Origin of the sequence: Caballeronia sp. GAFFF2, from assembly GCF_023631485.1 — a bacterium.
Classification (GTDB): domain Bacteria; phylum Pseudomonadota; class Gammaproteobacteria; order Burkholderiales; family Burkholderiaceae; genus Caballeronia.
Window position 1 is genome coordinate 1 of the sequence record NZ_JALQDA010000021.1, and the last position, 22,436, is coordinate 22,436.

At 60.5% G+C, this 22,436-nt stretch carries 30 protein-coding genes and 1 tRNA gene; 2 read left to right on the plus strand and 29 right to left on the minus strand.

The features are described 5' to 3' along the window. A partial coding sequence (locus NCT04_RS12920) for a hypothetical protein (RefSeq protein WP_250465796.1) occupies positions 1-216 on the plus strand: 216 nt, incomplete at its 5' end. On the opposite strand, the gene NCT04_RS12925 is transcribed toward NCT04_RS12920, so the two are convergent. The 7 genes from NCT04_RS12925 to NCT04_RS12955 form a co-directional block, all read right to left on the minus strand. Continuing rightward, positions 182-257: transfer RNA gene (locus tag NCT04_RS12925), tRNA-Thr, on the minus strand. The two genes, NCT04_RS12920 and NCT04_RS12925, sit on opposite strands and share 35 nt — an antisense overlap. Positions 258-275: 18 nt before the next feature. Continuing rightward, positions 276-785: a ClpXP protease specificity-enhancing factor gene (locus NCT04_RS12930; RefSeq protein ID WP_250465797.1), complete on the minus strand. Its 510-nt coding sequence runs from the start codon at positions 783-785 to the stop codon at positions 276-278. A gap of 63 nt (positions 786-848) precedes the next feature. Next, positions 849-1,460: a glutathione S-transferase N-terminal domain-containing protein gene (locus NCT04_RS12935; RefSeq protein ID WP_008344155.1), complete on the minus strand. Its 612-nt coding sequence runs from the start codon at positions 1,458-1,460 to the stop codon at positions 849-851. A 91-nt stretch (positions 1,461-1,551) separates the two neighbouring features. Further along, positions 1,552-2,310, minus strand: coding sequence for a cytochrome c1 (locus NCT04_RS12940; protein ID WP_250465800.1), 759 nt, complete (start codon positions 2,308-2,310; stop codon positions 1,552-1,554). A gap of 23 nt (positions 2,311-2,333) precedes the next feature. After that, a complete protein-coding gene (locus NCT04_RS12945; protein ID WP_250465802.1) occupies positions 2,334-3,716 on the minus strand; it encodes a cytochrome b in 1,383 nt (460 codons plus the stop codon). Further along, on the minus strand, positions 3,716-4,345 hold the full coding sequence (gene petA / locus NCT04_RS12950; RefSeq protein ID WP_244828130.1) for a ubiquinol-cytochrome c reductase iron-sulfur subunit: 630 nt from the start codon (positions 4,343-4,345) through the stop codon (positions 3,716-3,718). The genes NCT04_RS12945 and petA overlap by 1 nt, the downstream gene beginning before the upstream one ends. Before the next feature lie 215 nt (positions 4,346-4,560). Continuing rightward, the gene (locus NCT04_RS12955; RefSeq protein WP_250465803.1) at positions 4,561-5,307 is read right to left on the minus strand and encodes a Nif3-like dinuclear metal center hexameric protein; all 747 of its coding nucleotides are present in this window, start codon (positions 5,305-5,307) and stop codon (positions 4,561-4,563) included. 20 nt (positions 5,308-5,327) lie between these two features. Between NCT04_RS12955 and NCT04_RS12960 the strand changes: the two genes are divergently transcribed. Next, positions 5,328-6,551: a S1C family serine protease gene (locus tag NCT04_RS12960; protein WP_244826361.1), complete on the plus strand. Its 1,224-nt coding sequence runs from the start codon at positions 5,328-5,330 to the stop codon at positions 6,549-6,551. 96 nt (positions 6,552-6,647) lie between these two features. On the opposite strand, the gene tatC is transcribed toward NCT04_RS12960, so the two are convergent. The 22 genes from tatC to NCT04_RS13070 all read right to left on the minus strand — a co-directional run bounded on the left by tatC (position 6,648) and on the right by NCT04_RS13070 (position 22,426). After that, a complete protein-coding gene (tatC, locus tag NCT04_RS12965) occupies positions 6,648-7,424 on the minus strand; it encodes a twin-arginine translocase subunit TatC (RefSeq protein WP_244826362.1) in 777 nt (258 codons plus the stop codon). Between the two features lie 44 nt (positions 7,425-7,468). Continuing rightward, entirely contained in the window at positions 7,469-8,002 is a 534-nt protein-coding gene (gene tatB / locus NCT04_RS12970; protein ID WP_244826363.1) for a Sec-independent protein translocase protein TatB, read from the minus strand. Positions 8,003-8,038: 36 nt separating this feature from the next. Continuing rightward, positions 8,039-8,275 carry a Sec-independent protein translocase subunit TatA gene (gene tatA / locus NCT04_RS12975; protein ID WP_250465805.1) on the minus strand — a complete coding sequence of 79 codons (237 nt, stop codon included), beginning with the start codon at positions 8,273-8,275 and terminating at the stop codon, positions 8,039-8,041. Between the two features lie 155 nt (positions 8,276-8,430). Beyond that, on the minus strand, positions 8,431-8,793 hold the full coding sequence (locus NCT04_RS12980; protein ID WP_250465807.1) for a histidine triad nucleotide-binding protein: 363 nt from the start codon (positions 8,791-8,793) through the stop codon (positions 8,431-8,433). Positions 8,794-8,829: 36 nt separating this feature from the next. Then, entirely contained in the window at positions 8,830-9,222 is a 393-nt protein-coding gene (locus NCT04_RS12985) for a DUF4870 family protein (protein ID WP_244826366.1), read from the minus strand. Between the two features lie 28 nt (positions 9,223-9,250). Next, positions 9,251-9,619, minus strand: a complete 369-nt coding sequence (locus tag NCT04_RS12990) for a phosphoribosyl-ATP diphosphatase (RefSeq protein ID WP_250465809.1) — start codon at positions 9,617-9,619, stop codon at positions 9,251-9,253. After that, the gene (gene hisI, locus NCT04_RS12995) at positions 9,616-10,020 is read right to left on the minus strand and encodes a phosphoribosyl-AMP cyclohydrolase (RefSeq protein ID WP_244826368.1); all 405 of its coding nucleotides are present in this window, start codon (positions 10,018-10,020) and stop codon (positions 9,616-9,618) included. The genes NCT04_RS12990 and hisI overlap by 4 nt, the downstream gene beginning before the upstream one ends. Positions 10,021-10,022: 2 nt before the next feature. Further along, positions 10,023-10,796, minus strand: coding sequence for an imidazole glycerol phosphate synthase subunit HisF (hisF, locus tag NCT04_RS13000; RefSeq protein ID WP_244826369.1), 774 nt, complete (start codon positions 10,794-10,796; stop codon positions 10,023-10,025). Between the two features lie 86 nt (positions 10,797-10,882). Continuing rightward, positions 10,883-11,635, minus strand: coding sequence for a 1-(5-phosphoribosyl)-5-[(5-phosphoribosylamino)methylideneamino]imidazole-4-carboxamide isomerase (gene hisA / locus NCT04_RS13005; protein WP_244826370.1), 753 nt, complete (start codon positions 11,633-11,635; stop codon positions 10,883-10,885). A gap of 118 nt (positions 11,636-11,753) precedes the next feature. Beyond that, positions 11,754-12,395, minus strand: coding sequence for an imidazole glycerol phosphate synthase subunit HisH (hisH, locus tag NCT04_RS13010; protein ID WP_244826371.1), 642 nt, complete (start codon positions 12,393-12,395; stop codon positions 11,754-11,756). Beyond that, complete coding sequence (locus NCT04_RS13015) at positions 12,392-13,012, minus strand: MarC family protein (RefSeq protein ID WP_244826372.1); 621 nt, start codon at positions 13,010-13,012, stop codon at positions 12,392-12,394. Before NCT04_RS13015 ends, hisH begins: the two co-directional genes overlap by 4 nt. A gap of 54 nt (positions 13,013-13,066) precedes the next feature. Next, a complete protein-coding gene (gene hisB / locus NCT04_RS13020; protein WP_244826373.1) occupies positions 13,067-13,654 on the minus strand; it encodes an imidazoleglycerol-phosphate dehydratase HisB in 588 nt (195 codons plus the stop codon). 33 nt (positions 13,655-13,687) lie between these two features. Then, complete coding sequence (gene hisC / locus NCT04_RS13025) at positions 13,688-14,761, minus strand: histidinol-phosphate transaminase (RefSeq protein WP_250465811.1); 1,074 nt, start codon at positions 14,759-14,761, stop codon at positions 13,688-13,690. Between the two features lie 72 nt (positions 14,762-14,833). Next, positions 14,834-16,156, minus strand: a complete 1,323-nt coding sequence (gene hisD, locus NCT04_RS13030; protein WP_244826375.1) for a histidinol dehydrogenase — start codon at positions 16,154-16,156, stop codon at positions 14,834-14,836. 47 nt (positions 16,157-16,203) lie between these two features. Next, entirely contained in the window at positions 16,204-16,896 is a 693-nt protein-coding gene (gene hisG, locus NCT04_RS13035; protein ID WP_244826376.1) for an ATP phosphoribosyltransferase, read from the minus strand. Then, entirely contained in the window at positions 16,893-18,164 is a 1,272-nt protein-coding gene (gene murA, locus NCT04_RS13040; protein ID WP_250465813.1) for a UDP-N-acetylglucosamine 1-carboxyvinyltransferase, read from the minus strand. Before murA ends, hisG begins: the two co-directional genes overlap by 4 nt. A gap of 144 nt (positions 18,165-18,308) precedes the next feature. Next, positions 18,309-18,548, minus strand: coding sequence for a BolA family protein (locus tag NCT04_RS13045; RefSeq protein ID WP_244826378.1), 240 nt, complete (start codon positions 18,546-18,548; stop codon positions 18,309-18,311). Between the two features lie 17 nt (positions 18,549-18,565). Then, positions 18,566-19,321, minus strand: a complete 756-nt coding sequence (locus NCT04_RS13050; RefSeq protein WP_244826379.1) for an ABC transporter permease — start codon at positions 19,319-19,321, stop codon at positions 18,566-18,568. Then, complete coding sequence (locus NCT04_RS13055) at positions 19,318-20,244, minus strand: ABC transporter ATP-binding protein (RefSeq protein WP_250465817.1); 927 nt, start codon at positions 20,242-20,244, stop codon at positions 19,318-19,320. The genes NCT04_RS13050 and NCT04_RS13055 overlap by 4 nt, the downstream gene beginning before the upstream one ends. A 202-nt stretch (positions 20,245-20,446) precedes the next feature. Then, positions 20,447-20,746 (minus strand): STAS domain-containing protein, encoded by a 300-nt coding sequence (locus NCT04_RS13060; RefSeq protein WP_250465819.1) that lies wholly within the window; start codon positions 20,744-20,746, stop codon positions 20,447-20,449. Then, positions 20,743-21,372 (minus strand): MlaC/ttg2D family ABC transporter substrate-binding protein, encoded by a 630-nt coding sequence (locus tag NCT04_RS13065; RefSeq protein WP_244826382.1) that lies wholly within the window; start codon positions 21,370-21,372, stop codon positions 20,743-20,745. The genes NCT04_RS13060 and NCT04_RS13065 overlap by 4 nt, the downstream gene beginning before the upstream one ends. 124 nt (positions 21,373-21,496) lie before the next feature. Beyond that, positions 21,497-22,426, minus strand: a complete 930-nt coding sequence (locus NCT04_RS13070) for an MlaA family lipoprotein (RefSeq protein WP_244826383.1) — start codon at positions 22,424-22,426, stop codon at positions 21,497-21,499. Positions 22,427-22,436 lie beyond the last annotated feature (10 nt).

The following is a 22,436-nucleotide window of genomic DNA, read 5'->3' on the forward strand; positions in this document are numbered from 1 at the left end:
TGCGTCGCTGCATCTGCAGCAGAGAAACGAGATTATGTACGTCGTTTCAGTTACTGTCAACAAGAATTTGAAGCTTTTCTTATTGACTTGCCTTTCAGCTTCTTCAGACCACTGCGGAACATACAACCCGCTCAAACCAAACGGGTCGTGCGGACATCGCACGACCCGTCGACGTTAGTCTTGGTGCCGGCTGCAGGACTCGAACCCGCCACCTGATGATTACAAATCAACTGCTCTACCAGATGAGCTAAGCCGGCGAAGGACGGAATTCTACTTCATTTGACGACTTTGAGGTGCGATCGCCCAGATGATTTTGAAGCATCGTCATCCGAGCTTGCCGAAACGTCGTCGCTCGACGAAGTCCCGTCGGCGTCGGACAGTTCCTCTACCGCGTCTTCCACGATACTTTCGTCTCGCTCGACCGAATGCGGCGCGGTGCTCGCGCCCGACGCGTCGATAGCCGTTTGCGATGAAGGCTCGACGGGGAACGCCATTCCCTGCCCGTTCTCTCGTGCATAGATGGCCAGCACGTTCGTAACCTGCACTTCGATCTTGTGCGACTTACCCGAGAAACGCGCGCTGAATTCGATCCATTCGTTGCCCATCTGAAGCTGGCTCGTCGCCTCGAAACTGATGTTCAGCACGATTTCGTCGTTACGCACGAACTGACGCGGCACCCGCGTGGCGCCGTCGACCCGCACCGCGATGTGTGGGGTGAACCCGTTATCCGTGCACCACTCATAGAGCGCGCGCAGCAGATACGGCTTGGTGGAAATCTCTTGCATCAACTTTCCTCTACAGGAGCGCGGCGGGCGAAATGCGCGCCGCCGCGCTCCGATGCCCGCAAACTATCGACGCATCACCTTTTCGGAAGGCGTCAGCGCTTCAATATAGGCCGGACGGCTGAAAATGCGTTCGGCGTACTTCATCAACGGCGCAGCATTCTTCGACAACTCGATGCCGTAATGGTCCAGACGCCACAACAGCGGCGCGATGGCCACGTCGAGCATCGAGAACTCTTCGCCGAGCATGTACTTGTTCTTCAGGAAAATAGGCGCGAGCTGCGTAAGACGATCGCGGATTGCACTGCGCGCCTTCTCGTGGTTCTTCTCGGCGGCTTTGCCCTTCTCGTTTTCGAGCGTGCCGACGTGCACGAACAATTCTTTCTCGAAGTTCAGCAGGAACAGGCGCGCGCGGGCGCGTTGCACCGGATCGGCCGGCATGAGCTGCGGATGCGGGAACCGTTCGTCGATATATTCGTTGATGATGTTCGATTCATACAGGATCAGGTCACGCTCGACGAGGATCGGCACCTGACCGTATGGGTTCATGACCGCGATGTCTTCCGGCTTGTTGAACAGATCGACGTCGCGAATCTCGAAATCCATGCCCTTTTCGAACAACACCAGCCGGCAGCGCTGGGAGAACGGGCAAGTAGTGCCGGAATACAGAACCATCATGTCTTTAAAGTTCCTTCAGTAAACTCGAAAGGCCGGCCGCGACGCTTCCCGGGGAAACGCCGTCGTGCCGACCCACGCCGTCTAGGGCGCGCTATTTAATATCTTTCCAGTATGCCGCGTTCAGGCGCCATGCGAGGAAACTCAACAACGCCAGGAACAGCAGGACCCATACGCCGAGGCGCTTGCGAGTCTGCTGGGCGGGTTCGGACATCCACGAGAGGTACGAAACCAGATCGGCCACAGCATTATCATAATCCACGGAGGACATGGAACCCGGGCTAACCTGAGTGTAACCCACGAATCTCTTTACCTTTTCGCCGGTGTGCTCGTCGGTTTCGGTTTCGAATTTTGCATCGCGGAGACCCTGCATCGTCCACAGCACATGCGGCATGCCGACATTCTCGTACACGCGATTGTTCCAGCCGGTCGGCCGCGCCGGATCGCGATAAAACCCCCGCAAGTACGTGTACAACCAGTCCTTGCCACGCGCCCGCGCTTCGACCGACAAGTCCGGAGGCGACGCGCCGAACCACGCTTTCGCGTCTTCCGGGCGCATTGCAATGGACATCGTGTTGCCGATCTTGTCTGTCGAAAACAGCAGATTTTCCTGAACGTCCTGTGGCGTGATGCCGAGGTCGGTCAGCCGGTTGTACCGCATCAGATTGGCGCTGTGGCAATTCAGGCAGTAGTTTACAAAGATTTGGGCGCCGTGCTGCAACGAAGCAAAATTGTCCGCGTTATCGGGCGCGCGGTCGAGCACCGCTTCTTCCTGCGCGTACGCCGGCGCACTCGCGCCGAACGCGAACATCGCCGCGCCGATGATTGCCAGGGAACCGAGCCATTTTTTCATTGTGTTTGTCTCCGGACGAGTGCTCAGTGAGGTTTGAAAGTCACTCGCTCGGGCGGCGTCTTGAATCTGCCGCGCGGCGTCCAGAACGGCATGCCGAGGAAAAACGCGAAGTAGATCAGCGCGCAAACCTGCGCGATCAGCGTCCCCACCGGTGACGGCGGCCTCGTTCCCAAGAAGCCCAGCACGAGAAACACGACCACGAAGATGCCGTAGAACACTTTATGGAAAAACGGCCGGTAGCGAATGGACCTCACCGGACTGCGATCGAGCCAGGGCAGGAAAAAGAGCGATACGACCGCCGTGCCCATGACCACCACGCCCCAGAATTTCGACTCCGTCAGCGCCATGAAGACGATCACCGCGAGCGAGAGCACCGGCAAGCCGATCCGCCATCTGCCGCGCGCGCGCAACAGCGCAAAGAGGCCAAGCAGCGCGATGATGACCATCAGTACGATCTTGAACGGATCGGTGGTGGCGCGAAGCATCGCGTAGAAAGCCGTGAAGTACCAGACTGGCGCGATTTCAGGCGGCGTCTGCAACGGATTGGCCGGCACGAAGTTATTCGCTTCCAGGAAGTAGCCGCCCATCTCCGGCGCGAAGAAAATGATCGCCGCGAAGATCAGAAGGAAGACCGACACGCCCAGGAAGTCGTGCACCGAATAGTACGGATGGAACGGAATGCCATCGATAGGAATGCCGTTCGCGTCCTTCTTTGCCTTGATCTCGATGCCGTCCGGGTTGTTCGAGCCGACTTCGTGCAGCGCGACCAGATGCGCCACGACGAGGCCAATCAGCACGAGCGGAATCGCGATCACATGGAACGCGAAGAACCGGTTCAGCGTGACGTCCGACACGACGTAATCGCCGCGAATCCAGAGCGACAGATCCGGGCCGATGAAGGGAATCGCCGAGAACAGATTCACGATCACCTGCGCGCCCCAGAACGACATCTGCCCCCACGGCAAAAGATAGCCAAAGAACGCCTCGGCCATGAGGCACAGGAAAATTGCGCAGCCGAAAATCCACACCAGTTCGCGCGGCTTGCGATACGAGCCGTACATCAGCCCGCGAAACATGTGCAGATAGACGACGACGAAGAACATCGAAGCGCCTGTCGAATGCATGTAGCGAATGAGCCAGCCCCACGGCACCTCGCGCATGATGTATTCGACCGATGCAAACGCGAGCGTCGCATCGGGCTTGTAGTTCATGACGAGAAAGATGCCCGTGACGATCTGAAGCACGAGCACGAGCAGCGCGAGCGAGCCGAAGAAGTACCAGAAGTTGAAGTTCTTCGGCGCGTAGTACTCGGAAACGTGCTGCTTCCACGTCGCGGTGAGCGGAAATCGCCGGTCGATCCAGCCGATCAGGCCCGTCGTCTCCACATCCTTGTCTGCGGTCGCCATTAAGCCTCTCCCTTTTCGTCCTTGCCGATCACGAGTTGCGTCGCGGAAGTGAACATGTACGGAGGCACGTCCAGATTTTGCGGCGCGGGCTTGTTCTTGAAGACGCGGCCCGCCATGTCATAGGTCGAGCCGTGGCACGGGCAGAGAAAACCGCCGGGCCAGTTATCGGGAAGATTGGGTTGGGCGCCTTCGGTGAAACGCGGGGTCGGCGTGCAGCCCAGATGCGTGCACACGGCCACCGCCACGAAAATGTTCTTGTGATCGGTGCGGGAACGGAACTCGTTGTTGCAGTACTCCGGCAACGGCATCGAGAATTCCATCTTCGATTTCGGATCGGCCACTTCGGTGTCGGCTTTCTTGACGTCCGAAAGCATTTCGTCGGTGCGGTTGACGATCCACACAGGCTTGCCGCGCCACGCGACGGTCATCATTTCGCCGGGCTTGAGTCCGCTGATATCGACCTCGACCGGCGCGCCTGCCGCCTTCGCCTTTTCCGACGGAGCGAACGACCCTACAAACGGAATTACTGTTGCTACACCTCCGACACCACCTGCTACGGTCGTCGCTATCAGCCAGGTACGGCGGCTACCGTCAACGCGCCCATCGTGCTTATCGTCCTTGTCTCGCATCACACGCCCCACTTCTGAGTTGGATTTATACCGTCACATCAGTGTTCCGTCGCTAGTGTGCGCGAATGGAGTTGGCATTTACAAGGCCCGAATAGGAAAAATCACTCCAAGTGATTGTTCTTTCCGGGTTTTCCCGCACGTTTTCGCGCCATCTTGTGAAGCAATCATTTAAGGCAACTGCAAGGCCGATTAAAACGATAATCGGCGCAAAACATTTATACCGGATTGTCGATATCGATAAACACGTGCTCGATGTCGAATTCTTCCGACAGGTGATTACCCAGCGCCTGGACGCCGTAGCGCTCGGTCGCGTGATGGCCCGCCGCGATGTAGGCCACGCCCGATTCCGCCGCAATGTGCATGGTCTGCTCGGAGACTTCGCCGCTGACGTAGACATCCGCGCCCGCCGCGATGGCTTCTTCGAAGTATCCTTGCGCGCCGCCCGTGCACCACGCGACGCGACGCAGTTCGCGGTCTGAATCGCCGAATACGAGCGGCTTGCGGCCGAGCGCGTTTTCGACCGTTGCGGTGAAGTGTTCGAGCGAGAGCGGCATGGTGAGCGGCGCGATCCACCCGAGATCCTGGCCTGCAAAACGGCCGTCCGCGATCAAGCCGAGGCGCGCGCCGAGCTGCGCGTTGTTGCCGAACTCCGGATGCGAATCGAGCGGCAAATGATAGGCAAACAGGTTGATATCGTTGGCGATAAGCGTGCGGATTCGCTGATACTTGCGTCCCGTCAACTGCGGCGCCTCATTGCGCCAGAAGTAGCCGTGATGCACGAGTACCGTGTCCGCGCCCCACTCGAGCGCGGCTTCGAGAAAGGCGAGCGAGGCCGTCACGCCGGTTGCGATCTTCTGAACCCGGCGCGCGCCTTCCACCTGTAGACCGTTCGGGCAATAGTCCTTGAAGCGGCCGATTTCCAGCAGATTGTTCAGATACAATTCGAGTTCGATCCGATCCATGAATTCCTCTATCCCTTCAAATGCTTAGACGCTTCTGGCTATTTTTTGCCCAAGCGGTCACCGTGATTTTGGCCCTGATGTTCATCATCGCGACCTTGAAACCGCAGTGGCTTCAACGTCAGGGCCAATTCGGCAAGCAACTCGCCGAACCAATAGTCGCGCTGCAGGAAGTGGCGCCGAGCATAGGCTCGCGACCGCTTCAATCTTCCTATGCCGAAGGCGCGCAAAAGGCCATGCCCGCTGTGGTCAACGTCTTTTCCAGCAAGGACGGCAATCTGCCGCCGGACCCGCGCGCCAAAGACCCGCTGTTCCGCTACTTCTTCGGCGATAAAAACAAGCGCAAGAGTGACGAGCCGCCAGCGTCGAATCTCGGCTCGGGTGTCATCGTCAGCTCGGAAGGTTACATTCTAACGAACCAGCATGTCGTCGATGGCGCCGATCAAATCGAAGTCGCGCTTGCCGACGGCCGCACGTCCAGCGCGAAGGTAATCGGCGTCGATCCGGAAACCGATCTCGCCGTGCTCAAGATCAACATGACGAATCTGCCGACCATCACGCTCGGCCGCATGGACCAAACGCGCGTCGGCGATGTCGTGCTGGCTATCGGCAATCCGTTCGGCGTCGGGCAGACGGTAACCATGGGCATTGTGAGCGCGCTCGGGCGCAATCACCTCGGCATCAACACGTTCGAGAACTTCATTCAGACCGACGCGGCAATCAACCCCGGCAACTCGGGCGGCGCGCTCGTCGACGTGAACGGCAATCTGCTCGGCATCAACACGGCGATTTATTCGCGCAGCGGCGGCTCACTGGGAATCGGCTTTGCGATCCCGGTGTCGACGGCGCGCAGCGTGCTCGAGAGCATCATCACGACGGGCACGGTCACGCGCGGCTGGATTGGCGTGGAGCCGCAGGACGTGACGCCGGAGATCGCGGAATCGTTCGGGCTCGACCAAAAATCTGGCGCCATCGTGGCCGGCGTGCTGCAAGGCGGCCCGGCGGACAAGGCAGGCATCAAGCCGGGCGACATTCTCGTCAGCATCAACGACGACACCATCACCGACACCACGCGCCTCCTGAACGTGGTCGCGCAGATCAAACCGGGCACGTCGGTGAAAGTTCATTTAATGCGCAAGAACAAGGAACTCGATATCAACGTGACTATCGGCAAGCGCCCGGCTCAGCCGCGCGCGCCACAGTTACCGGAAGACGAGGATCAAGGAAACGATCAGGGCGACGAATAAACTCGGTTCTCCGTTGAAAACAAAAAGGCAGCTTCGGTAATCGAAGCTGCCTTTTTTGCGCATCCGACATTTCACTGCCGCGGCAATACGCCGCACCTACTCGGCCGTCGCCTCTTCGCTTTTGATTGGCTGCTTTCCAACCACCAGCCGCGCCGCAATAATCCCCGCTTCGTAGAGAATGATGAGCGGAATGGCCAGGATCAGTTGCGAGAAAACGTCTGGCGGGGTAACGACCGCTGAAATGACGAACGCGCCGACAATCACATACGGGCGAATCTGCTTGAGCTTCTGAATGGACACGACACCCATGCGCGCCAGCAACACGACGACGATCGGCACTTCGAACGTTACGCCGAATGCGAGGAACATCGTGAGCACGAAGCTCAGGTAGTTGTCGATATCCGTGGTCATCTCCGCGCCGAGCGGCGCGTTGTAATGCGCCATCACGCGAAAGATGGTCGGAAACACGACGAAATACGCGAAAGCCATGCCGCAAAGAAAGAGCGCGTAGCTGCTGAACACGAGCGGCGCGACGAGCTTCTTCTCGTGCTGGTACAAACCCGGCGCCACGAACGCCCAAAGCTGATACAGCACAAGCGGCAGCGCGATGACGAATGCGACGAGCATGGTCACCTTCATGGGCACGAAGAACGAGCCGGTCACGTCGGTGACGATCATCTTGCCGTCGGCCGGCAGGTTCTGCATCAGCGGCCGGGCCAGTAACTTGAAGATGTCCGGCGCCCAGTACACCAGCGAGACGAACACCACGATAACCGAAGCGCCCGCTTTGATGATGCGGTCACGCAATTCGACCAGATGCGAAATGAACGTCTCTTCGACGGGCTCGTCTTTATTTTGTAGCGGGTCGCTCACGCCGGCCCTCGGTATGGATCATCGATGAAAGGAAGTGGCCCGGATCAGAAAAACCGGGTCGGGCGGCGCAAGGTTTCTGGCGTGTGGCGCGCAACGCGAGCCGCGCCAGATTGAACCCGCGTGCGGCGCAGATTCGTTCGCTTGTACCAGTTGGGGATGGCGCTTTGTTTGACGCGCCAGTTCTTGCGCGCCGCCCGGATGCCCGATGTGCGCATCCACGGTTTGTCCGTGACCGCCGCGCTGCCGCCGATCGCCTCGGCCTCTTCTCTCGCGACGCTCGGCGACACGGACGTGCCCTGGCTCCACGCGTCGTTCAATTCGGCTTCGTGGCGCTTCAGGTTGTCGTGAATCGACGTTTCGACGTTCGACGCAGCGGTTTCGAAGTCGGTGCGCATCTTCTTAAGCTCGTCGAGTTCCATCTCGCGCGCCACTTCGGATTTGACGTCGTTGATATAGCGCTGCGCGCGCCCGAACAGTGCGCCGGCCGTGCGCGCAACCCCGGGCAGGCGCTCAGGCCCAAGCACCACGAGCGCCACGACGCCAATCAGCGCCATCTTGGTCAGACCGAGATCGAGCATTGAAGAGTAAGTGAAAGATTGCGGTCGATGACCGGATTAGCGATAGTCGCCCGAACGGGTCTTGTCCTTCGCTTCCACGTCAACCGCACCGTTGCGCGGCAGCTCGCGCGGATCGGTGGTCGAAGCCGGCTGCTCACCATCGCGCATGCCTTCCTTGAAGCCCTTGACCGCGCCGCCCAAATCGCCACCGATGTTGCGCAGTTTCTTCGTGCCGAAGACGAGCGCCACGATCAAAAGGACGATCAACCAATGCCAAATGCTCAACGAACCCATGAATGAAAATTCTCCGTAATTCCGCCGCAACGGCTTTGTGCGAACGGAAGATCGGCCTTGCGGCCCGCGCCGAAAAAGTCACTTCGGCTATGAATACCGATTCTGCGCGTCCAATATTGCATTGGAAAGGCGTTTGCCGACAAAATTTGCGGTTTTCAGCCCATCCGGCGCCACGGACGCTCTCCTGCCAGCAAATGCGCGTGGATGTGATAAACCTCCTGTCCACCGCCCGGCCCCGTGTTGATCACCGTCCGGAATCCCGTCTCGCCGTCCGTGTAGGAGACGCCGAGATCTTTTGCCAGACGACCAACGAGACTTACCATTCTACCAAGCAGCGGCGCGTCGCTTTCCGTGCAGTGCGACAGCGTTTCAATGTGCTTCCGGGGAATGACGAGCACGTGAACCGGCGCGGCCGGATTGATGTCGTTGAAGGCGACAAACTCGTCGTCCTCATAGAGCTTCGTGCTTGGCAGTTGTCCTGACGCAATCTTGCAGAAAATGCAGTTGTCTTGGCTCATGAAATTCCCGTGTCTCCCGTTGCCAGGCGTTGCCGTTCAAAACCACGCGCGTGGGTCGAACGTTTTTCCTTCATAGAGATACAGCCAACCTTTGATGACGCGATAAAGCGTCCAGATGCCGACCGCGAAAAGAATCACAAAGCCGATCCCGACGAAAATGAGCGCCGCGCCAACCAGATGTCCGAGGACAGCCCACCAGAACGTGCGTATCTGCCAGGTGAAATGGGCTTCGTAAGGCGTTCCGACGGTATCGCCGCGTTTCAGATAATTGATGATGATCGCGACGAGCACGGTCAACCCGCCCGTTAGCCAATAGAGCGCGTAAAGTGCATACAAAACATGCGTGAGCGTCTTGAGGCTGCTCAGCCGCTGCGGGTCGAGCTGATTCTGATACACCGGCGGCGGGTACTGTTCGTGAGGCGTATTCACGGGGCCCTCCTTCGCAATGGGCGTCTCGTCAGCTGCCGTTTTGCTCGCGCTCGCGCGTTTTGCGCAGCGCTTTTTCTTCGATACCCGACAAACCTTCGCGCCGTTCCAACTCGGCGATCACGTCGGCGGGGCTCAGGTCGAAATGCGACAGCATCACGAGACAATGGAACCACAGGTCGGCGACTTCCCCGACGAGCGCTTTCGGCGCGCCGCCCTGGCGCGCATCCTTCGCGGCGAGTACGACTTCCGTCGCTTCCTCGCCAATCTTCTTCAGAATCGCGTCGTCACCTTTATGAAAGAGTCGCGAAACGTAGGATTGTTCCGGATCGCCGCCTTTTCGACCGTCGATAACCGCGGCGAGGCGCAGCAGCGTGTCCTGCGTGGTGGTTTGCGTCATTTGTAAATACTTTCGGGGTCTTTCAGGACCGGCTCGACTGCGACCCACGCGCCGTCTTGCGCCGTTCCTTCGAATTTCTGGAAAAAGCAGGAATGACGGCCGGTGTGGCACGCGATCCCCGATACCTGTTCGACTTTGAGCAGCACGACGTCTTCGTCGCAATCGAGCCGCACTTCGTGCACATGCTGAACGTGCCCCGATTCCTCGCCCTTGAACCACAGGCGCTGACGCGAACGCGAAAAATAGACGGCGCGCTTCAGTTCGATGGTTTTGGCGAGCGCCTCGCGATTCATCCAGGCGAACATGAGCACGTCGTTGCTCGACGCTTCCTGCGCGATCACCGGCACGAGGCCGTTCGCGTCCCAGTTCACCTTGTCGAGCCAATCGGCTTGATCCGTCACCGTCAATTCCTCACCGAAATGCCTTGCTCGGCCATGAAGCGCTTGGCTTCGCCGACCGTGTGTTCGCCATAGTGAAAGATGCTCGCGGCCAGAACGGCGTCGGCGCGGCCTTCCGTGATGCCATCCGCCAGATGCTTGAGCGTACCGACGCCGCCCGAAGCGATCACCGGCACGGGAACGGCGTCCGACACGGCGCGCGTGAGCGCGAGGTCGAAGCCGGACTTGGTGCCGTCGCGATCCATGCTGGTCAGCAGAATTTCGCCCGCGCCGAATTCGGCCATCTTGCGCGCCCATTCGATCGCGTCGATGCCCGTTGCCTTGCGCCCGCCGTGCGTGAACACTTCCCAGCGCGGCGGCTCGCCATCGGCGGAAACGCGCTTGGCGTCGATGGCAACGACGATGCATTGCGAACCGTGCTTGTCGGATGCATCGCGTACGAGTTGCGGATTCGCCACCGCCGACGAATTCATGCTGATCTTGTCCGCGCCGGCGTTGAGCAGACGCCGCACGTCTTCGACGGCGCGCACGCCGCCACCGACGGTCAGCGGAATGAACACCTGTGACGCGACCGATTCGATGATCGGCAAAATGAGGTCGCGCTGGTCGGAAGTCGCGGTGATGTCGAGGAACGTGAGTTCGTCCGCGCCTTGGTCGTCGTAACGTCGCGCGATCTCCACGGGATCGCCCGCGTCGCGCAGTTCGACGAAGTTGACCCCTTTGACGACGCGCCCGGCGGTCACGTCGAGACAGGGGATGATGCGTTTAGCGAGAGCCATGTTCCGCCACTGCAGGTCCAAAACGAATGAAGGGCGGCAAAAGCCGCCGCCCGGCGTGCTGCAACGTGCTCGCGCCCGAAAGAGCCTCAGGCGCCGTCCGCTTCGCGCAACGCATCCGCGCGCGTTTGCGCGGAAGTGAAGTCCAGGTCGCCGGAATAGATGGCGCGACCGCAGATCACGCCTTCGATGCCTTCGCCCTCGACTTCGCAGAGCGACTCGATGTCCGCGATGCTCGACAGTCCGCCGCTCGCGATAACAGGAATCTTCACGGCTTGCGCGAGCCGCACGGTGGCGTCGATATTGATGCCCTGAAGCATGCCGTCGCGCCCGATGTCCGTGTAGATGATCGACTCGCAGCCGTAGTCTTCGAACTTGCGCCCGAGATCCACTACTTCGTGGCCGGTCAGTTTGCTCCAGCCGTCGGTGGCGACTTTGCCGTCCTTGGCGTCGAGCCCGACGATGATATGCCCCCCGAACGCGCTGCACGCATCCTGCAGGAAGCCGGGATTCTTCACCGCCGCCGTGCCGATGATGACGAACGAGAGACCGTCGTCGAGATAGCGCTCGATGGTGTTCAGGTCGCGAATGCCGCCGCCTAGTTGCACGGGAATCTCGCTACCCACTTCGTCGATGATTGCGCGGATAGCGTCGCCGTTCCTCGGCTTGCCCGCGAAGGCGCCGTTCAGATCGACGAGGTGTAGTCTGCGCGCCCCTCGGTCGACCCAGTGCCGGGCCATTGCCGCCGGATCTTCTGAAAAAATGGTCGCCTGGTCCATATCGCCTTGTTTGAGGCGCACGCACTGACCGTCTTTGAGATCGATGGCCGGAATGAGCAGCATAGGTATCGCGTATTTTCTGGATTGAGTTGATCGAAACGGCCACGCGTGAGGTCTCGGTGCCTTACAGCGGGCCGCTTCGCTAGTGTAGTACAAGTATTGCAACGCCCGGTTGCGCGCTTTACGGGTTCCAGTGAACGAAGTTGCGATACAGCCGCAAGCCCGCGTCGGCGCTCTTCTCGGGGTGGAATTGCGTGGCGAAGATGTTGTCGCGCGCCACCGCCGATGTGAACGCGGAACCATAAACGGTTTCGCCCGAAGTGTGCGCCGGGTTGTCCGGCACGACGTAGTAACTATGCACGAAGTAGAAGAACGCGCCATCCGCCACGCCGTCCCACACCGGATGCGCTTGCGTCTGACGCACGCGGTTCCAGCCCATTTGCGGGACCTTGAAGCGCGAGCCGTCGTCCTGCAACTGGCCTTCGAGTTGAAAGCGCACGACCTTGCCGGGGAAAAGCCCGAGGCCCTTCGTGTCGCCTTCTTCGCTCCAGTCGAACAGCATCTGTTCGCCGACGCAAACGCCGAGCATCGGCTTGTTGCGCGACGCTTCGATCACCGCATCCTGCAAGCCCGACGCGCCCAAATGGCCCATGCAATCGCGCATCGCGCCTTGACCCGGCAGCACGATACGATCCGCCGCGCGAATGGCCTCGGGCTGATCGACGATCGCCACGTCGGCGTCGGGCGCGGCCTTCTTAAGCGCCTGATACACCGAGCGCAGGTTGCCCATTCCGTAATCAACAATCGCTATCGAAGTTTTCATTTCAAAGATGGCATCAAGGCCTTCAACCCGTTGACGATGAACTCCACCGCCAGCGCGGACAACATCAAACCCATGAGACGCGTGCCGATATTGATACCCGTGCGCCCGACCCAGCGCGCGATCGGCTCGGCCAGATTCAACGCGCCGAAACACAACGCTGCGATGATCGCGCCCAGCACGACGAGCCCGAAGCGGTCGTACCAATGCTGCGCATTTGCAGCATAGACGATCACGGTGCTGATCGATCCCGGCCCGGTGAGCAGCGGAATCGCGAGCGGCACAACGGCAACGCTATTGCGCTCCTCGGCTTCCATGCGCTCCTCGACGGTCGAGCGCGCGTTGCCGACTTGCGCGTTCAACATGCTGATCGCCATGAGCAGCATGATGATCCCGCCGCCGACTTCGAACGAACCGACCGAAATGCCGAAGAACGCGATGATCTGCTGCCCGAGCAGCGCGGTGATCGCGATTACGCAGAACACCGAGATCGATGCCACGCGGATGGTGTTGCGCTTTTCGAGATCGGATTGTTGCGCGGTCAGGCTAAGAAAAAACGGTATCGCGCCGACCGGATTGATCAGCGCGAGCAAGGATATGAACGACTTGAAGAGATCCATCGCGGGCGAGCCTTTCGTGCGCGACGCATTGCTGCGTCGCTTGGAACGGGCTGATCAGAGACTGCCTTTGGTGGAAGGAATTTGTCCTGCGGCGCGTTCGTCGGCTTCGACGGCCATGCGCAACGCGCGGCCGAACGCCTTGAACACGGTCTCGACTTGATGATGCGCGTTGATGCCGCGCAGATTGTCGATGTGCAGCGTCACGCCCGCGTGATTCACGAAGCCACGGAAAAATTCGATGGTGAGATCGACATCGAACGTACCGATGCGCGCGCGCGTAAACGGCACATGGAATTCGAGGCCCGGACGGCCGGAGAAATCGATCACGACGCGCGACAGCGCTTCATCGAGCGGAACATACGAGTGGCCATAACGGCGAATGCCCTTGCGGTCGCCAATGGCTTTCGCCACCGCCTGACCCAGCGTGATACCGGTGTCTTCGACGGTGTGGTGATCGTCGATATGGAGGTCGCCATGCGCTTCGACTTCGAGATCGAACAGGCCGTGTCGCGCGATCTGATCGAGCATGTGATCCAGAAACGGCACGCCGGTGGCGAGCTTCTGCTTGCCGGTGCCGTCCAGATCGAGCTTCACACGGATCTGCGTTTCGCTGGTGTTGCGAACGACTTCCGCAATGCGCATGGTGTTTCCTTGAGGCTTTCGAAGAGTGGGGATTTAGTTGAGCGCGAGCTTTTTGAGCGCCGCGACCATGTGCGCGTTTTCCTCGGCCGTGCCGACCGTCAAACGCACGCAATTTGCCAGCAAAGCATGCATTTTACTCACGTTTTTGACGAGAACCCGCGAAGTCAGCAGGGTTTCGAACGCGACGGCGGCATCCGGCACGCGCACGAGCAGAAAGTTGCCCGCGCTCGGATACACCGTCATGCCGGGCAGCGCGGCGACTTCGCGCGCGAGGACGGCGCGCTGCGCGCGCAGATCGGCGGCCTGGGCGTCGAGGACATCGAGATGATCCAGCAGGAAATCAGCGGTTGCCTGCGTTAGCACGTTGATGTTGTACGGCGGGCGCACCTTGTCGAATTGCATGGTCCACGCGGGCAGACCGACCAGATAACCGAGCCGGATGCCCGCAAGTCCGAGCTTCGACACCGTGCGCATGACGACCACGTTGTCATACTCGGCCGCGCGCGGCAGCCACGTCTTTTCCGCGAACGGCTGATAAGCCTCGTCGATGACCACGAGACTCTTCTTCGCCGACGCGATCACGCGCTCGATGTCGGCATTGGCGTAAAGCGTGCCGGTCGGATTGTTCGGGTACGCGAGATAAACGAGCGCGGGCTGATGTTCGTCGATAGCCGCGATGAGCGCGTTTGCGTCTAGCGTGAAGTCCGCGTTGAGCGGCACGCCGATGAATTCGAGCTGCGCGAACTTCGCCGACATCTGATACATCACGAAGCCCGGCACCGGCGCCACGACTTTCGCGCCGGGCGTGGCGCACGCCATCGACATCATGCTGATCAGTTCGTCCGAGCCGTTGCCGAGCAGCACGTCGCAGGCTTCCGGCACCTTCATTGCACGCTTGATCTTGGCGAGCAGGTCCGCCGGACGCGGCGATGGATAACGGTTCAGCGCCACGCCCGCGAGATGTTCGCCAAGACGCTTGGCGAGATCGGCGGGCAAGGAGTACGGGTTTTCCATCGCGTCGAGCTTGATCAAGCCCGTGGAATCGGCCACGGGATAGCTCGTCATGGAAAGGACGTCGGGACGCAGGATGTCTTGAGGTGTGGTCATGATGTCGCCGACGTCTTTGCGCCGGACATATGGCGGCTCTCAGGCCGCCTTGGTCGTCTAAGCCGGCCAGATTCAGCCGACGTTTTTCATCCGATACTCCGCGCTCTTCGCATGCGCTTGCAAACCTTCGCCGTAAGCCAGTTCCGCCGCGATCTCGCCGAGCGTCTGCGCGCCTTCCGCGCTCACTTCGATCACACTCGAACGCTTCATGAAATCGTACACGCCGAGCGGCGACGAGAAGCGCGCCGTGCGTGAAGTCGGCAACACGTGGTTCGGGCCCGCGCAGTAATCGCCGAGGCTTTCGCTCGTGTAGCGGCCGAGGAACATGGCGCCCGCGTTGTGGATCTGCGCAGCCCACTGATGCGGATCGAGCGCCGAAATCTCCAGATGCTCGGGCGCGATATCGTTCGCGATCGCGCACGCTTCGGCCATGTCCTTCACCTTGATGAGCGCGCCGCGGTCTTCGAGCGAGCGCTGAATGACTTCGCGGCGCGGCATGGCCGGCAGCAATTCGACGATGGCTTCTTCGACGCGCCGAATGAACGCCGCGTCCGGACACAGCAGAATGGATTGCGCGAGTTCGTCGTGTTCGGCTTGCGAGAACAGGTCCATCGCGACCCAGCGCGGGTCGGTGGTGGCGTCGCAGATGACGAGAATTTCGGACGGCCCGGCGATCATGTCGATACCGACCGTGCCGAACACGCGCCGCTTCGCCGATGCGACATACGCGTTGCCCGGCCCGCAGATCTTGTCGACCGCCGGCACGGATTCGGTCCCGTACGCCAGCGCGCCAACCGCCTGCGCCCCGCCGATGGTGAACACGCGGTCCACGCCGCCGAGCAGCGCCGCCGCGAGCACGAGCGGGTTCTTGACGCCATCGGGCGTCGGCACGACCATCACGATTTCCTTGACGCCCGCGACGCGCGCCGGAATGGCGTTCATCAGCACGGACGACGGATACGCCGCCTTCCCGCCCGGCACGTAGATGCCCGCGCGATCGATCGGCGTCACCTTCTGGCCGAGCACCGTGCCGTCGGCTTCGGTGTAATGCCAGCTATGACTGCCGCATTCGATGCGTTGCTTCTCGTGATATCCGCGCACGCGAGCAGCCGCTGCTTCGAGCGCCGCGCGACGTTTCGGCTCAAGCCCTTCCAGCGCGGCTTCGAGTTCCGCCACGGGCAATTCGAGCGCCGCGACGCTGTGCGCCTTCAGACGATCGAACTGGTTGGTGTAGTCGAGCACGGCGGCGTCGCCGCGCGCTTTGACATCCGCGAGAATTTGCGCGACCGAGCGCTCTATTGCTTCGTCCTCGCTCGCCTCGAATGCGAGAACCGCGCGCAAAGCTTTCTGAAAACCGTCGGTGCTGGAATCGAGTTTGCGAATCTTGATAGACATGCTGGTTTTCCGTTTGCTGTGGCTCGCCGCGCGACTACGCGGCTGCCCTAATTATCCGTTCCTGCCGATGCGCGTTCGAAAGCGTCGAGATACGGCTTGAGCGCCGCGCGCTTCAGCTTGAGCGCGGCCTGATTCACGACGAGGCGCGACGAAATCTGCATGATCTCTTCAACCTCGACCAGATTATTCGCCCGCAGCGTGCCGCCCGAACTGACGAGATCGACGATGGCATCGGCCAGACCGACGAGCGGCGCCAGTTCCATCGAACCGTAAAGCTTGATCAGATCGACGTGCACGCCCTTCGCCGCAAAATGCTCACGCGCGGTTTCCGTATATTTCGTCGCGACACGCAGACGCGCGCCCTGACGCACCGCGTTCGCGTAATCGAAGCCAGCTTTCACGGCCACCGACATCCGGCAGCGCGCAATGTTCAGATCAACCGGCTGATAAAGCCCGCTTCCGCCATGCTCGATCAACACGTCCTTGCCCGCCACGCCGAAATCGGCCGCGCCGTATTCGACGTAGGTAGGAACGTCGGTGGCCCGCACGATGATCACGCGCAAATTCGGATTCGTCGTCGGCAAAATGAGCTTGCGCGAGCTTTCCGGATCTTCCACGACCTCCACGCCGGCAGCGGCGAGCAGCGGCACCGTCTCCTCGAAGATACGCCCTTTCGACAGCGCGAGCGTCAGCGGCGCATTGGCGGCAAGCGAGGACGACGTCTGCGGCAACGAACTCATTGTTCGCTCCCGCTGCCCTTGATACGGCTCACCCGCGCGCCGACCGCCGTCAGCTTCGACTCCATGCGGTCGTAGCCGCGATCCAGGTGATAGATGCGGTCGATGAGCGTTTCGCCATCGGCGCACATTGCCGCGATCACGAGACTTGCCGACGCGCGCAGATCGGTCGCCATGACCTTCGCGCCCGACAGCATGTCCACGCCCGAGACGAGCGCCGTGTTGCCGTCGATGGTAATTCTCGCGCCAAGCCGGTTCAGTTCCTGCACGTGCATGAAGCGGTTTTCGAAGATCGTCTCGACGACTTGCGACGTGCCCTTGGCAATAGTGTTCAGCGCCATGAATTGCGCCTGCATGTCAGTGGGGAACGCCGGATATTCGGACGTGCGGATGTTGACCGCTTCGGGGCGCTTGTTCATGCGCACGCGCATCCAGTCGTCGCCTTCCTCGATGCTCACGCCCGCTTCGCGCAGCTTGGCGGTGACGGCATCGAGCAGCGACGGCGTGACGTTGCGCAGAGTGACATCGCCGCCCGCGGCCGCGACCGCGCACAGGAACGTGCCCGCTTCGATACGGTCCGGCACCACGCTATGCTTCGCGCCGTGCAGCTTCTCGACGCCCTCGATGACGAGCCGATCCGTGCCGATGCCATCGATCTTCGCGCCCATCTTCACGAGCAAATGCGCGAGGTCGGTAACTTCCGGCTCGCGCGCGGCATTTTCGATGACCGTCTCGCCGTCCGCGAGCACTGCCGCCATCAGCAGATTTTCGGTGCCGGTGACGGTAATCATGTCGGTGACGATGCGCGCGCCCTTCAGACGCTTCGCGCGCGCTTCGATGAAGCCATGCTCGATATTGATCTCGGCGCCCATCGCCTGCAGACCCTTGATGTGCTGATCGACCGGACGCGCGCCGATTGCGCAGCCGCCGGGCAACGATACCTTCGCCTCGCCGAAGCGCGCGACGAGCGGACCGAGCACGAGGATCGACGCGCGCATGGTCTTGACCATTTCGTACGGCGCGACGAGGTTGTCCACTTTCGATGCGTTGAGCGTCACGCGGCCATCGCTCGACGCTTCGGAGTGCACGCCCATCTGGCGCAGCAATTTGAGCTTCGTGCGCGTGTCCTGCAAATTCGGCACATTCGACAGATGGACGTCGTCGGCCGTGAGAAGGCTTGCGCACAGAATCGGCAGAGCCGCGTTCTTCGCGCCCGATACGGTGATTTCGCCGGAGAGCTTCGCGCCCCCCGTGATGACCAGTTTATCCATGATGACGTGTCCTTCGACCGAGCGTCCTGCTGCGGAGCCGCTTTCGGCGCCGCGGTTGTCTTGAATGATTCGCACTGTTTCCTGCCGGTGTTGCCGGGTGTTACGGGATGTTGCGTGTTGCGTATTGCTACGAATGTCGCGTATTTACGCGGCTTTGAATTCGTCGGGCGTGAGCGTCTTCATGCTGAGCGCGTGAATTTCTTCGCGCATGCGCTCGCCAAGCGCCGCATAGACCAGTTGATGCCGCGCGATCAGCCGCTTGCCGACGAACGCGTCGCTCACGATGGTCGCGAAGAAGTGCTGGCCATCGCCTTCGACTTCGAGATGCTGGCAGGCGAGGCCGCCAGCGATGTAGTCCTTCACTTGCTCGGGAGTCGGCAACATGAAAGTCTCCTAAAGAATTAGTGACGCAGCTTGAAGCCGCTCGCGAGCAGACGCACGGCAATGAGCGCGAGCACGGCCAAGAATGCAGCGACGATACCCATGCTCACCAGCGGATTCACGTCCGAAAGACCGAAAAAGCCGTAGCGAAAACCGTCGATCATGTAGAAGAACGGATTCAGATGCGACACCGCGCGCCAAACCGGCGGCAACGTATGCGTCGAATAGAACACGCCGGAAAGAAACGTGAGCGGCATGATCAGGAAGTTCTGAAACGCGGCCAACTGGTCGAACTTGTCTGCCCAGATGCCGGCAATCAAACCCAACGTACCGAGGATTGCCGAACCGAGGATCGCGAACGCAATGATGTAGAACGGCGCGGAAAAAGACATCGGGACGAACCATATCGTCACGACGAAAACGCCAAGCCCGACACAAAGTCCACGCGCTACCGATGCCAAGACATACGCAAAGAACATTTCCCAATGCGCAATGGGCGGCAACAGCACGAACACGAGATTGCCTGTGATCTTCGATTGAATCAGCGACGACGAGCTATTCGCAAACGCGTTCTGCAAAACGCTCATCATCACGAGGCCGGGCACGAGAAAGCTTGTATAACCAACGCCAGCATAAACCTGTACGTGCCCGGAAAGCGCGTGACCGAAGATGGTCAGATACAGCAACGCCGTGACGACCGGCGCGAGCACCGTTTGAAACGATACCTTCCAGAAGCGCAAAAGCTCCTTGTAGAACAACGTCTGAAAGCCGCTCATGAAAGTCCCTCGACCACGTCGGGTTCGTTCATGACTTGCACGAACACGTCTTCGAGATCGGCTTTGCGAACCTCGATTTCATCCAGCGCGCAACCGGCCGCGCGGCACTTCGCGAGAATCGGCTCGACATCGTCGTAGCTCGAAAGGCGCAGCAGATGCTGCATGCCGGACACCGCGTGCGGATCGACTTCCAGCGGACGCAGTTCCACGGGCAGCGAGCCGCTCGAAAAGCGCAGATAAAGTTGCAGACCGGAAAAGCGTTGCAGAAGCGTGCTCGTGCGCTCGAGCGCCACGACTTCACCACGGCGAAGCATGGCGAGACGATCACATAGCGCCTCGGCTTCTTCGAGGTAATGCGTGGTCAGCACGATGGTGTGCCCTTCGCGATTCAATCGCGAGATGAACTTCCAGAGCGTCTGACGAAGTTCGACATCGACGCCCGCCGTGGGCTCGTCGAGCACGATCACCGGCGGCCGATGCACCAGCGCCTGCGCCACCAGCACGCGTCGCTTCATGCCGCCCGAGAGCGCGCGCGTGTTGACGTCCGCTTTCTCGGTGAGATCGAGATTGGCCATGATTTCGTCGATCCAGTCGTCGTTCTTGCGCAAACCGAAATAGCCCGACTGAATTCGCAAAGCCTCGCGCACGGTGAAGAACGGATCGAACACCAGTTCTTGCGGCACCACGCCAAGCGCACGGCGCGCCGCGCGGAAGTCGCTCACGACATCGTGGCCGCGCACGGACACCGTGCCGCTATCGGCGCGCGCGAGTCCGGCAAGGATGCTGATCAGCGTGGTCTTGCCGGCGCCGTTGGGGCCGAGCAAGCCGAAGAATTCGCCCTCTTCAACCGTGAGGCTCACGCCTTTGAGCGCCTGAAGCTGCTTGTAGCGCTTTCTGACGTTTCGGATTTCTATGGCTGACATTGACAGTGCGCGTGCCTCGTGTGGCCGCGCCTCGATTGTGCGGATAACGCTTGACGGACCCGGGCTCGATCGAAAAATTGCCGGGTGCGGGCCCGAAAAAGCATTTGATTATAGGGCAAACCGGATGGAGCCGACTTCGGAGCGATCCTGATCGCGGCAACGCAAGCCTGGTTGCCGCACCTGATATGGCGTCAGGACAGGATCAATGTCGGAAGGAGAGCAGCGTGTCGACGCCGTAAGCTTGCGCGAGACTGGCAAGCTTGGAAGGAACATTCACGACGCCAAGCGCCGTGCCGCGCTCGGTGGCGGCGCGCTGCCATGCAAGCAGCACGGCGAGCGCGGATGAATCGAAATGCGTGAGCGGCGCGCAGTCGACTTCGGTTGCACCCGCCGCGATACGCGACAAACCCGCGTCGAGCGCAGCCTTCGCGCTTTTGTGGGTCAGCGTGGCGGCCGTCTGGAAGCGGCCGCCCGCGACTTGCGCATTTGCCTGCGTGCTCACGATGCCTTGCCGTTCGCGAGTTGCTGATTACGCTGCGTGAGGAATTGCAGCAAGCCAGCCACGCCATTCTGCGAAATCTGCTCGTTGAACTGTTGCTGATACGCCTGGATCAGCCATGCGCCGAGCACGTTGATGTCGTACACGCGCCAGCCTTGCGGCGTTTTGTACAGGCGGTAGTCGAGTTCGATCGGCGAGCCGTTGTTCATCACGACCGAGCGGACCACGACATCCGTGTCCTCCGGCGACGCGCGGAATGGCTTGTACTGCACCGTCTGGTTACGAACCTGAGCGAGCGCGCCCGAATACGTGCGAATGAGCAGCATCTTGAACTGCTCGACGATTTGCTTTTGTTGCTCGGGCGTTGCCGTGTTCCAGTTGCGCCCCATCACGAGACGCGTGGTACGTGTGAAGTCCGTGTACGGCAGGATCTTTTGATTGACGAGTTCAGTGATGCGCTGGATGTCGCCCGACTGAATCTTGCTGTCGGACTTGATGTCGTCGAGCACTTGTTGCGTGACGGTCTTGATCATCACGTCGGGCGCGCTCGAGTCGACGGATTGCGCCGACGCCGCGCCGCAGAACGCGATCAGCATGGCGAAGATGGGAAGCAAAAAGATTTTTTTCATCGCAGATCCTGCAAAAAAAGGGGCTTGAGTTTGAGCGCGCTGGCTAGAACGAGTTCAGACCGCGCGCCTGTCAAACTGTAAAAAATGCTGCCAAGTATTTTACCGGCCGTTAGCGCCAGTCCGCTCAACGCAAGCGGAACGAAGGGAATCCAGGCGCGCGCGGCGGAACGTACTGATGTCCCGGAACCGTGTTGTTGCCCGTGTCGCTCGCTGCGCGCGGCGCGCCAGCGGCTCCAGAAGCAGGCGTCGCGCCCGATGCCGCTTCGGACGGAACCGCCGTGGCCGAAGCGCCCGCCGGAGTCGCGGCTTCCGCGCCTTCCGCATCGTAGTTTGGAAGCGGCGCTTCGCTGTAATCGGGCGAGGTGCCTTCGCCACCGGTAATCAGATATTGCCGCCGCTGCAGGTATGCGTTACGAACGAAAGAGTATTTGTCGAGCGCGGCATCCGAAAGAATGTCGGATGCATCCAGCAGGTTCGCGCGTGTGTTCACGAGATTTACGCCGTACAAGGCCCAGCTAACGGAATCCGGCTGCACGTAACTCAGCGGATTACCGAAATAATCGACCGCGAGGCCGCCGGTATCGCGCACGGTGCTTGGTCCAAGGAGCGGCAGCACGACGTACGGGCCAGGCGGCACGCCGTAGTGGCCGAGCGTGAGACCGAAGTCGCCCGAATGCTTCGGCAGCTTGGCGACGGTCGCCACGTCGAACAGACCGCCCACGCCGAACACCGTGTTGATCGCGACGCGCATGATGTCAGACACGCCATCCGCGATTCTCAGTTGCAGAAGATTGTTCGCCGCGATGTAGACATCGCCGATATTCGAGAAGAAGTTCGTGACGCTGTTGCGCACGGGTTCTGGGACGGCCCAGACGTAAGCCTGCGCCACCGGCTTGAACGCGTATTGATCGACCTTGTCGTTGATCGTGAACATCGTCCGGTTGTAGCTCTCGAAGGGATCGCCCTTGGTCGGAGTGGTCACTGTCGCGCACCCGCCGAACATGCCCACCGTTGCCGCTAGAACGATTGCGCGCCGCATCCCTGTCGAGTGCATGTTGTTTCTC

What these genes read in the sequence shown, in the direction of transcription:
- NCT04_RS12930 (WP_250465797.1), bottom strand. Translation starts at nt 785, where the DNA reads ATGCAAGAGATTTCCACCAAGCCGTATCTGCTGCGCGCGCTCTATGAG.
- NCT04_RS12935 (WP_008344155.1), bottom strand. Translation starts at nt 1,460, where the DNA reads ATGATGGTTCTGTATTCCGGCACTACTTGCCCGTTCTCCCAGCGCTGC.
- NCT04_RS12940 (WP_250465800.1), bottom strand. Translation starts at nt 2,310, where the DNA reads ATGAAAAAATGGCTCGGTTCCCTGGCAATCATCGGCGCGGCGATGTTC.
- NCT04_RS12945 (WP_250465802.1), bottom strand. Translation starts at nt 3,716, where the DNA reads ATGGCGACCGCAGACAAGGATGTGGAGACGACGGGCCTGATCGGCTGG.
- petA (WP_244828130.1), bottom strand. Translation starts at nt 4,345, where the DNA reads ATGCGAGACAAGGACGATAAGCACGATGGGCGCGTTGACGGTAGCCGC.
- NCT04_RS12955 (WP_250465803.1), bottom strand. Translation starts at nt 5,307, where the DNA reads ATGGATCGGATCGAACTCGAATTGTATCTGAACAATCTGCTGGAAATC.
- NCT04_RS12960 (WP_244826361.1), top strand. Translation starts at nt 5,328, where the DNA reads ATGCTTAGACGCTTCTGGCTATTTTTTGCCCAAGCGGTCACCGTGATT.
- tatB (WP_244826363.1), bottom strand. Translation starts at nt 8,002, where the DNA reads ATGCTCGATCTCGGTCTGACCAAGATGGCGCTGATTGGCGTCGTGGCG.
- tatA (WP_250465805.1), bottom strand. Translation starts at nt 8,275, where the DNA reads ATGGGTTCGTTGAGCATTTGGCATTGGTTGATCGTCCTTTTGATCGTG.
- NCT04_RS12980 (WP_250465807.1), bottom strand. Translation starts at nt 8,793, where the DNA reads ATGAGCCAAGACAACTGCATTTTCTGCAAGATTGCGTCAGGACAACTG.
- NCT04_RS12990 (WP_250465809.1), bottom strand. Translation starts at nt 9,619, where the DNA reads ATGACGCAAACCACCACGCAGGACACGCTGCTGCGCCTCGCCGCGGTT.
- hisF (WP_244826369.1), bottom strand. Translation starts at nt 10,796, where the DNA reads ATGGCTCTCGCTAAACGCATCATCCCCTGTCTCGACGTGACCGCCGGG.
- hisA (WP_244826370.1), bottom strand. Translation starts at nt 11,635, where the DNA reads ATGCTGCTCATTCCGGCCATCGATCTCAAAGACGGTCAGTGCGTGCGC.
- hisH (WP_244826371.1), bottom strand. Translation starts at nt 12,395, where the DNA reads ATGAAAACTTCGATAGCGATTGTTGATTACGGAATGGGCAACCTGCGC.
- NCT04_RS13015 (WP_244826372.1), bottom strand. Translation starts at nt 13,012, where the DNA reads ATGGATCTCTTCAAGTCGTTCATATCCTTGCTCGCGCTGATCAATCCG.
- hisB (WP_244826373.1), bottom strand. Translation starts at nt 13,654, where the DNA reads ATGCGCATTGCGGAAGTCGTTCGCAACACCAGCGAAACGCAGATCCGT.
- hisC (WP_250465811.1), bottom strand. Translation starts at nt 14,761, where the DNA reads ATGACCACACCTCAAGACATCCTGCGTCCCGACGTCCTTTCCATGACG.
- hisD (WP_244826375.1), bottom strand. Translation starts at nt 16,156, where the DNA reads ATGTCTATCAAGATTCGCAAACTCGATTCCAGCACCGACGGTTTTCAG.
- hisG (WP_244826376.1), bottom strand. Translation starts at nt 16,896, where the DNA reads ATGAGTTCGTTGCCGCAGACGTCGTCCTCGCTTGCCGCCAATGCGCCG.
- murA (WP_250465813.1), bottom strand. Translation starts at nt 18,164, where the DNA reads ATGGATAAACTGGTCATCACGGGGGGCGCGAAGCTCTCCGGCGAAATC.
- NCT04_RS13045 (WP_244826378.1), bottom strand. Translation starts at nt 18,548, where the DNA reads ATGTTGCCGACTCCCGAGCAAGTGAAGGACTACATCGCTGGCGGCCTC.
- NCT04_RS13050 (WP_244826379.1), bottom strand. Translation starts at nt 19,321, where the DNA reads ATGAGCGGCTTTCAGACGTTGTTCTACAAGGAGCTTTTGCGCTTCTGG.
- NCT04_RS13055 (WP_250465817.1), bottom strand. Translation starts at nt 20,244, where the DNA reads ATGTCAGCCATAGAAATCCGAAACGTCAGAAAGCGCTACAAGCAGCTT.
- NCT04_RS13065 (WP_244826382.1), bottom strand. Translation starts at nt 21,372, where the DNA reads ATGAAAAAAATCTTTTTGCTTCCCATCTTCGCCATGCTGATCGCGTTC.
- NCT04_RS13070 (WP_244826383.1), bottom strand. Translation starts at nt 22,426, where the DNA reads ATGCACTCGACAGGGATGCGGCGCGCAATCGTTCTAGCGGCAACGGTG.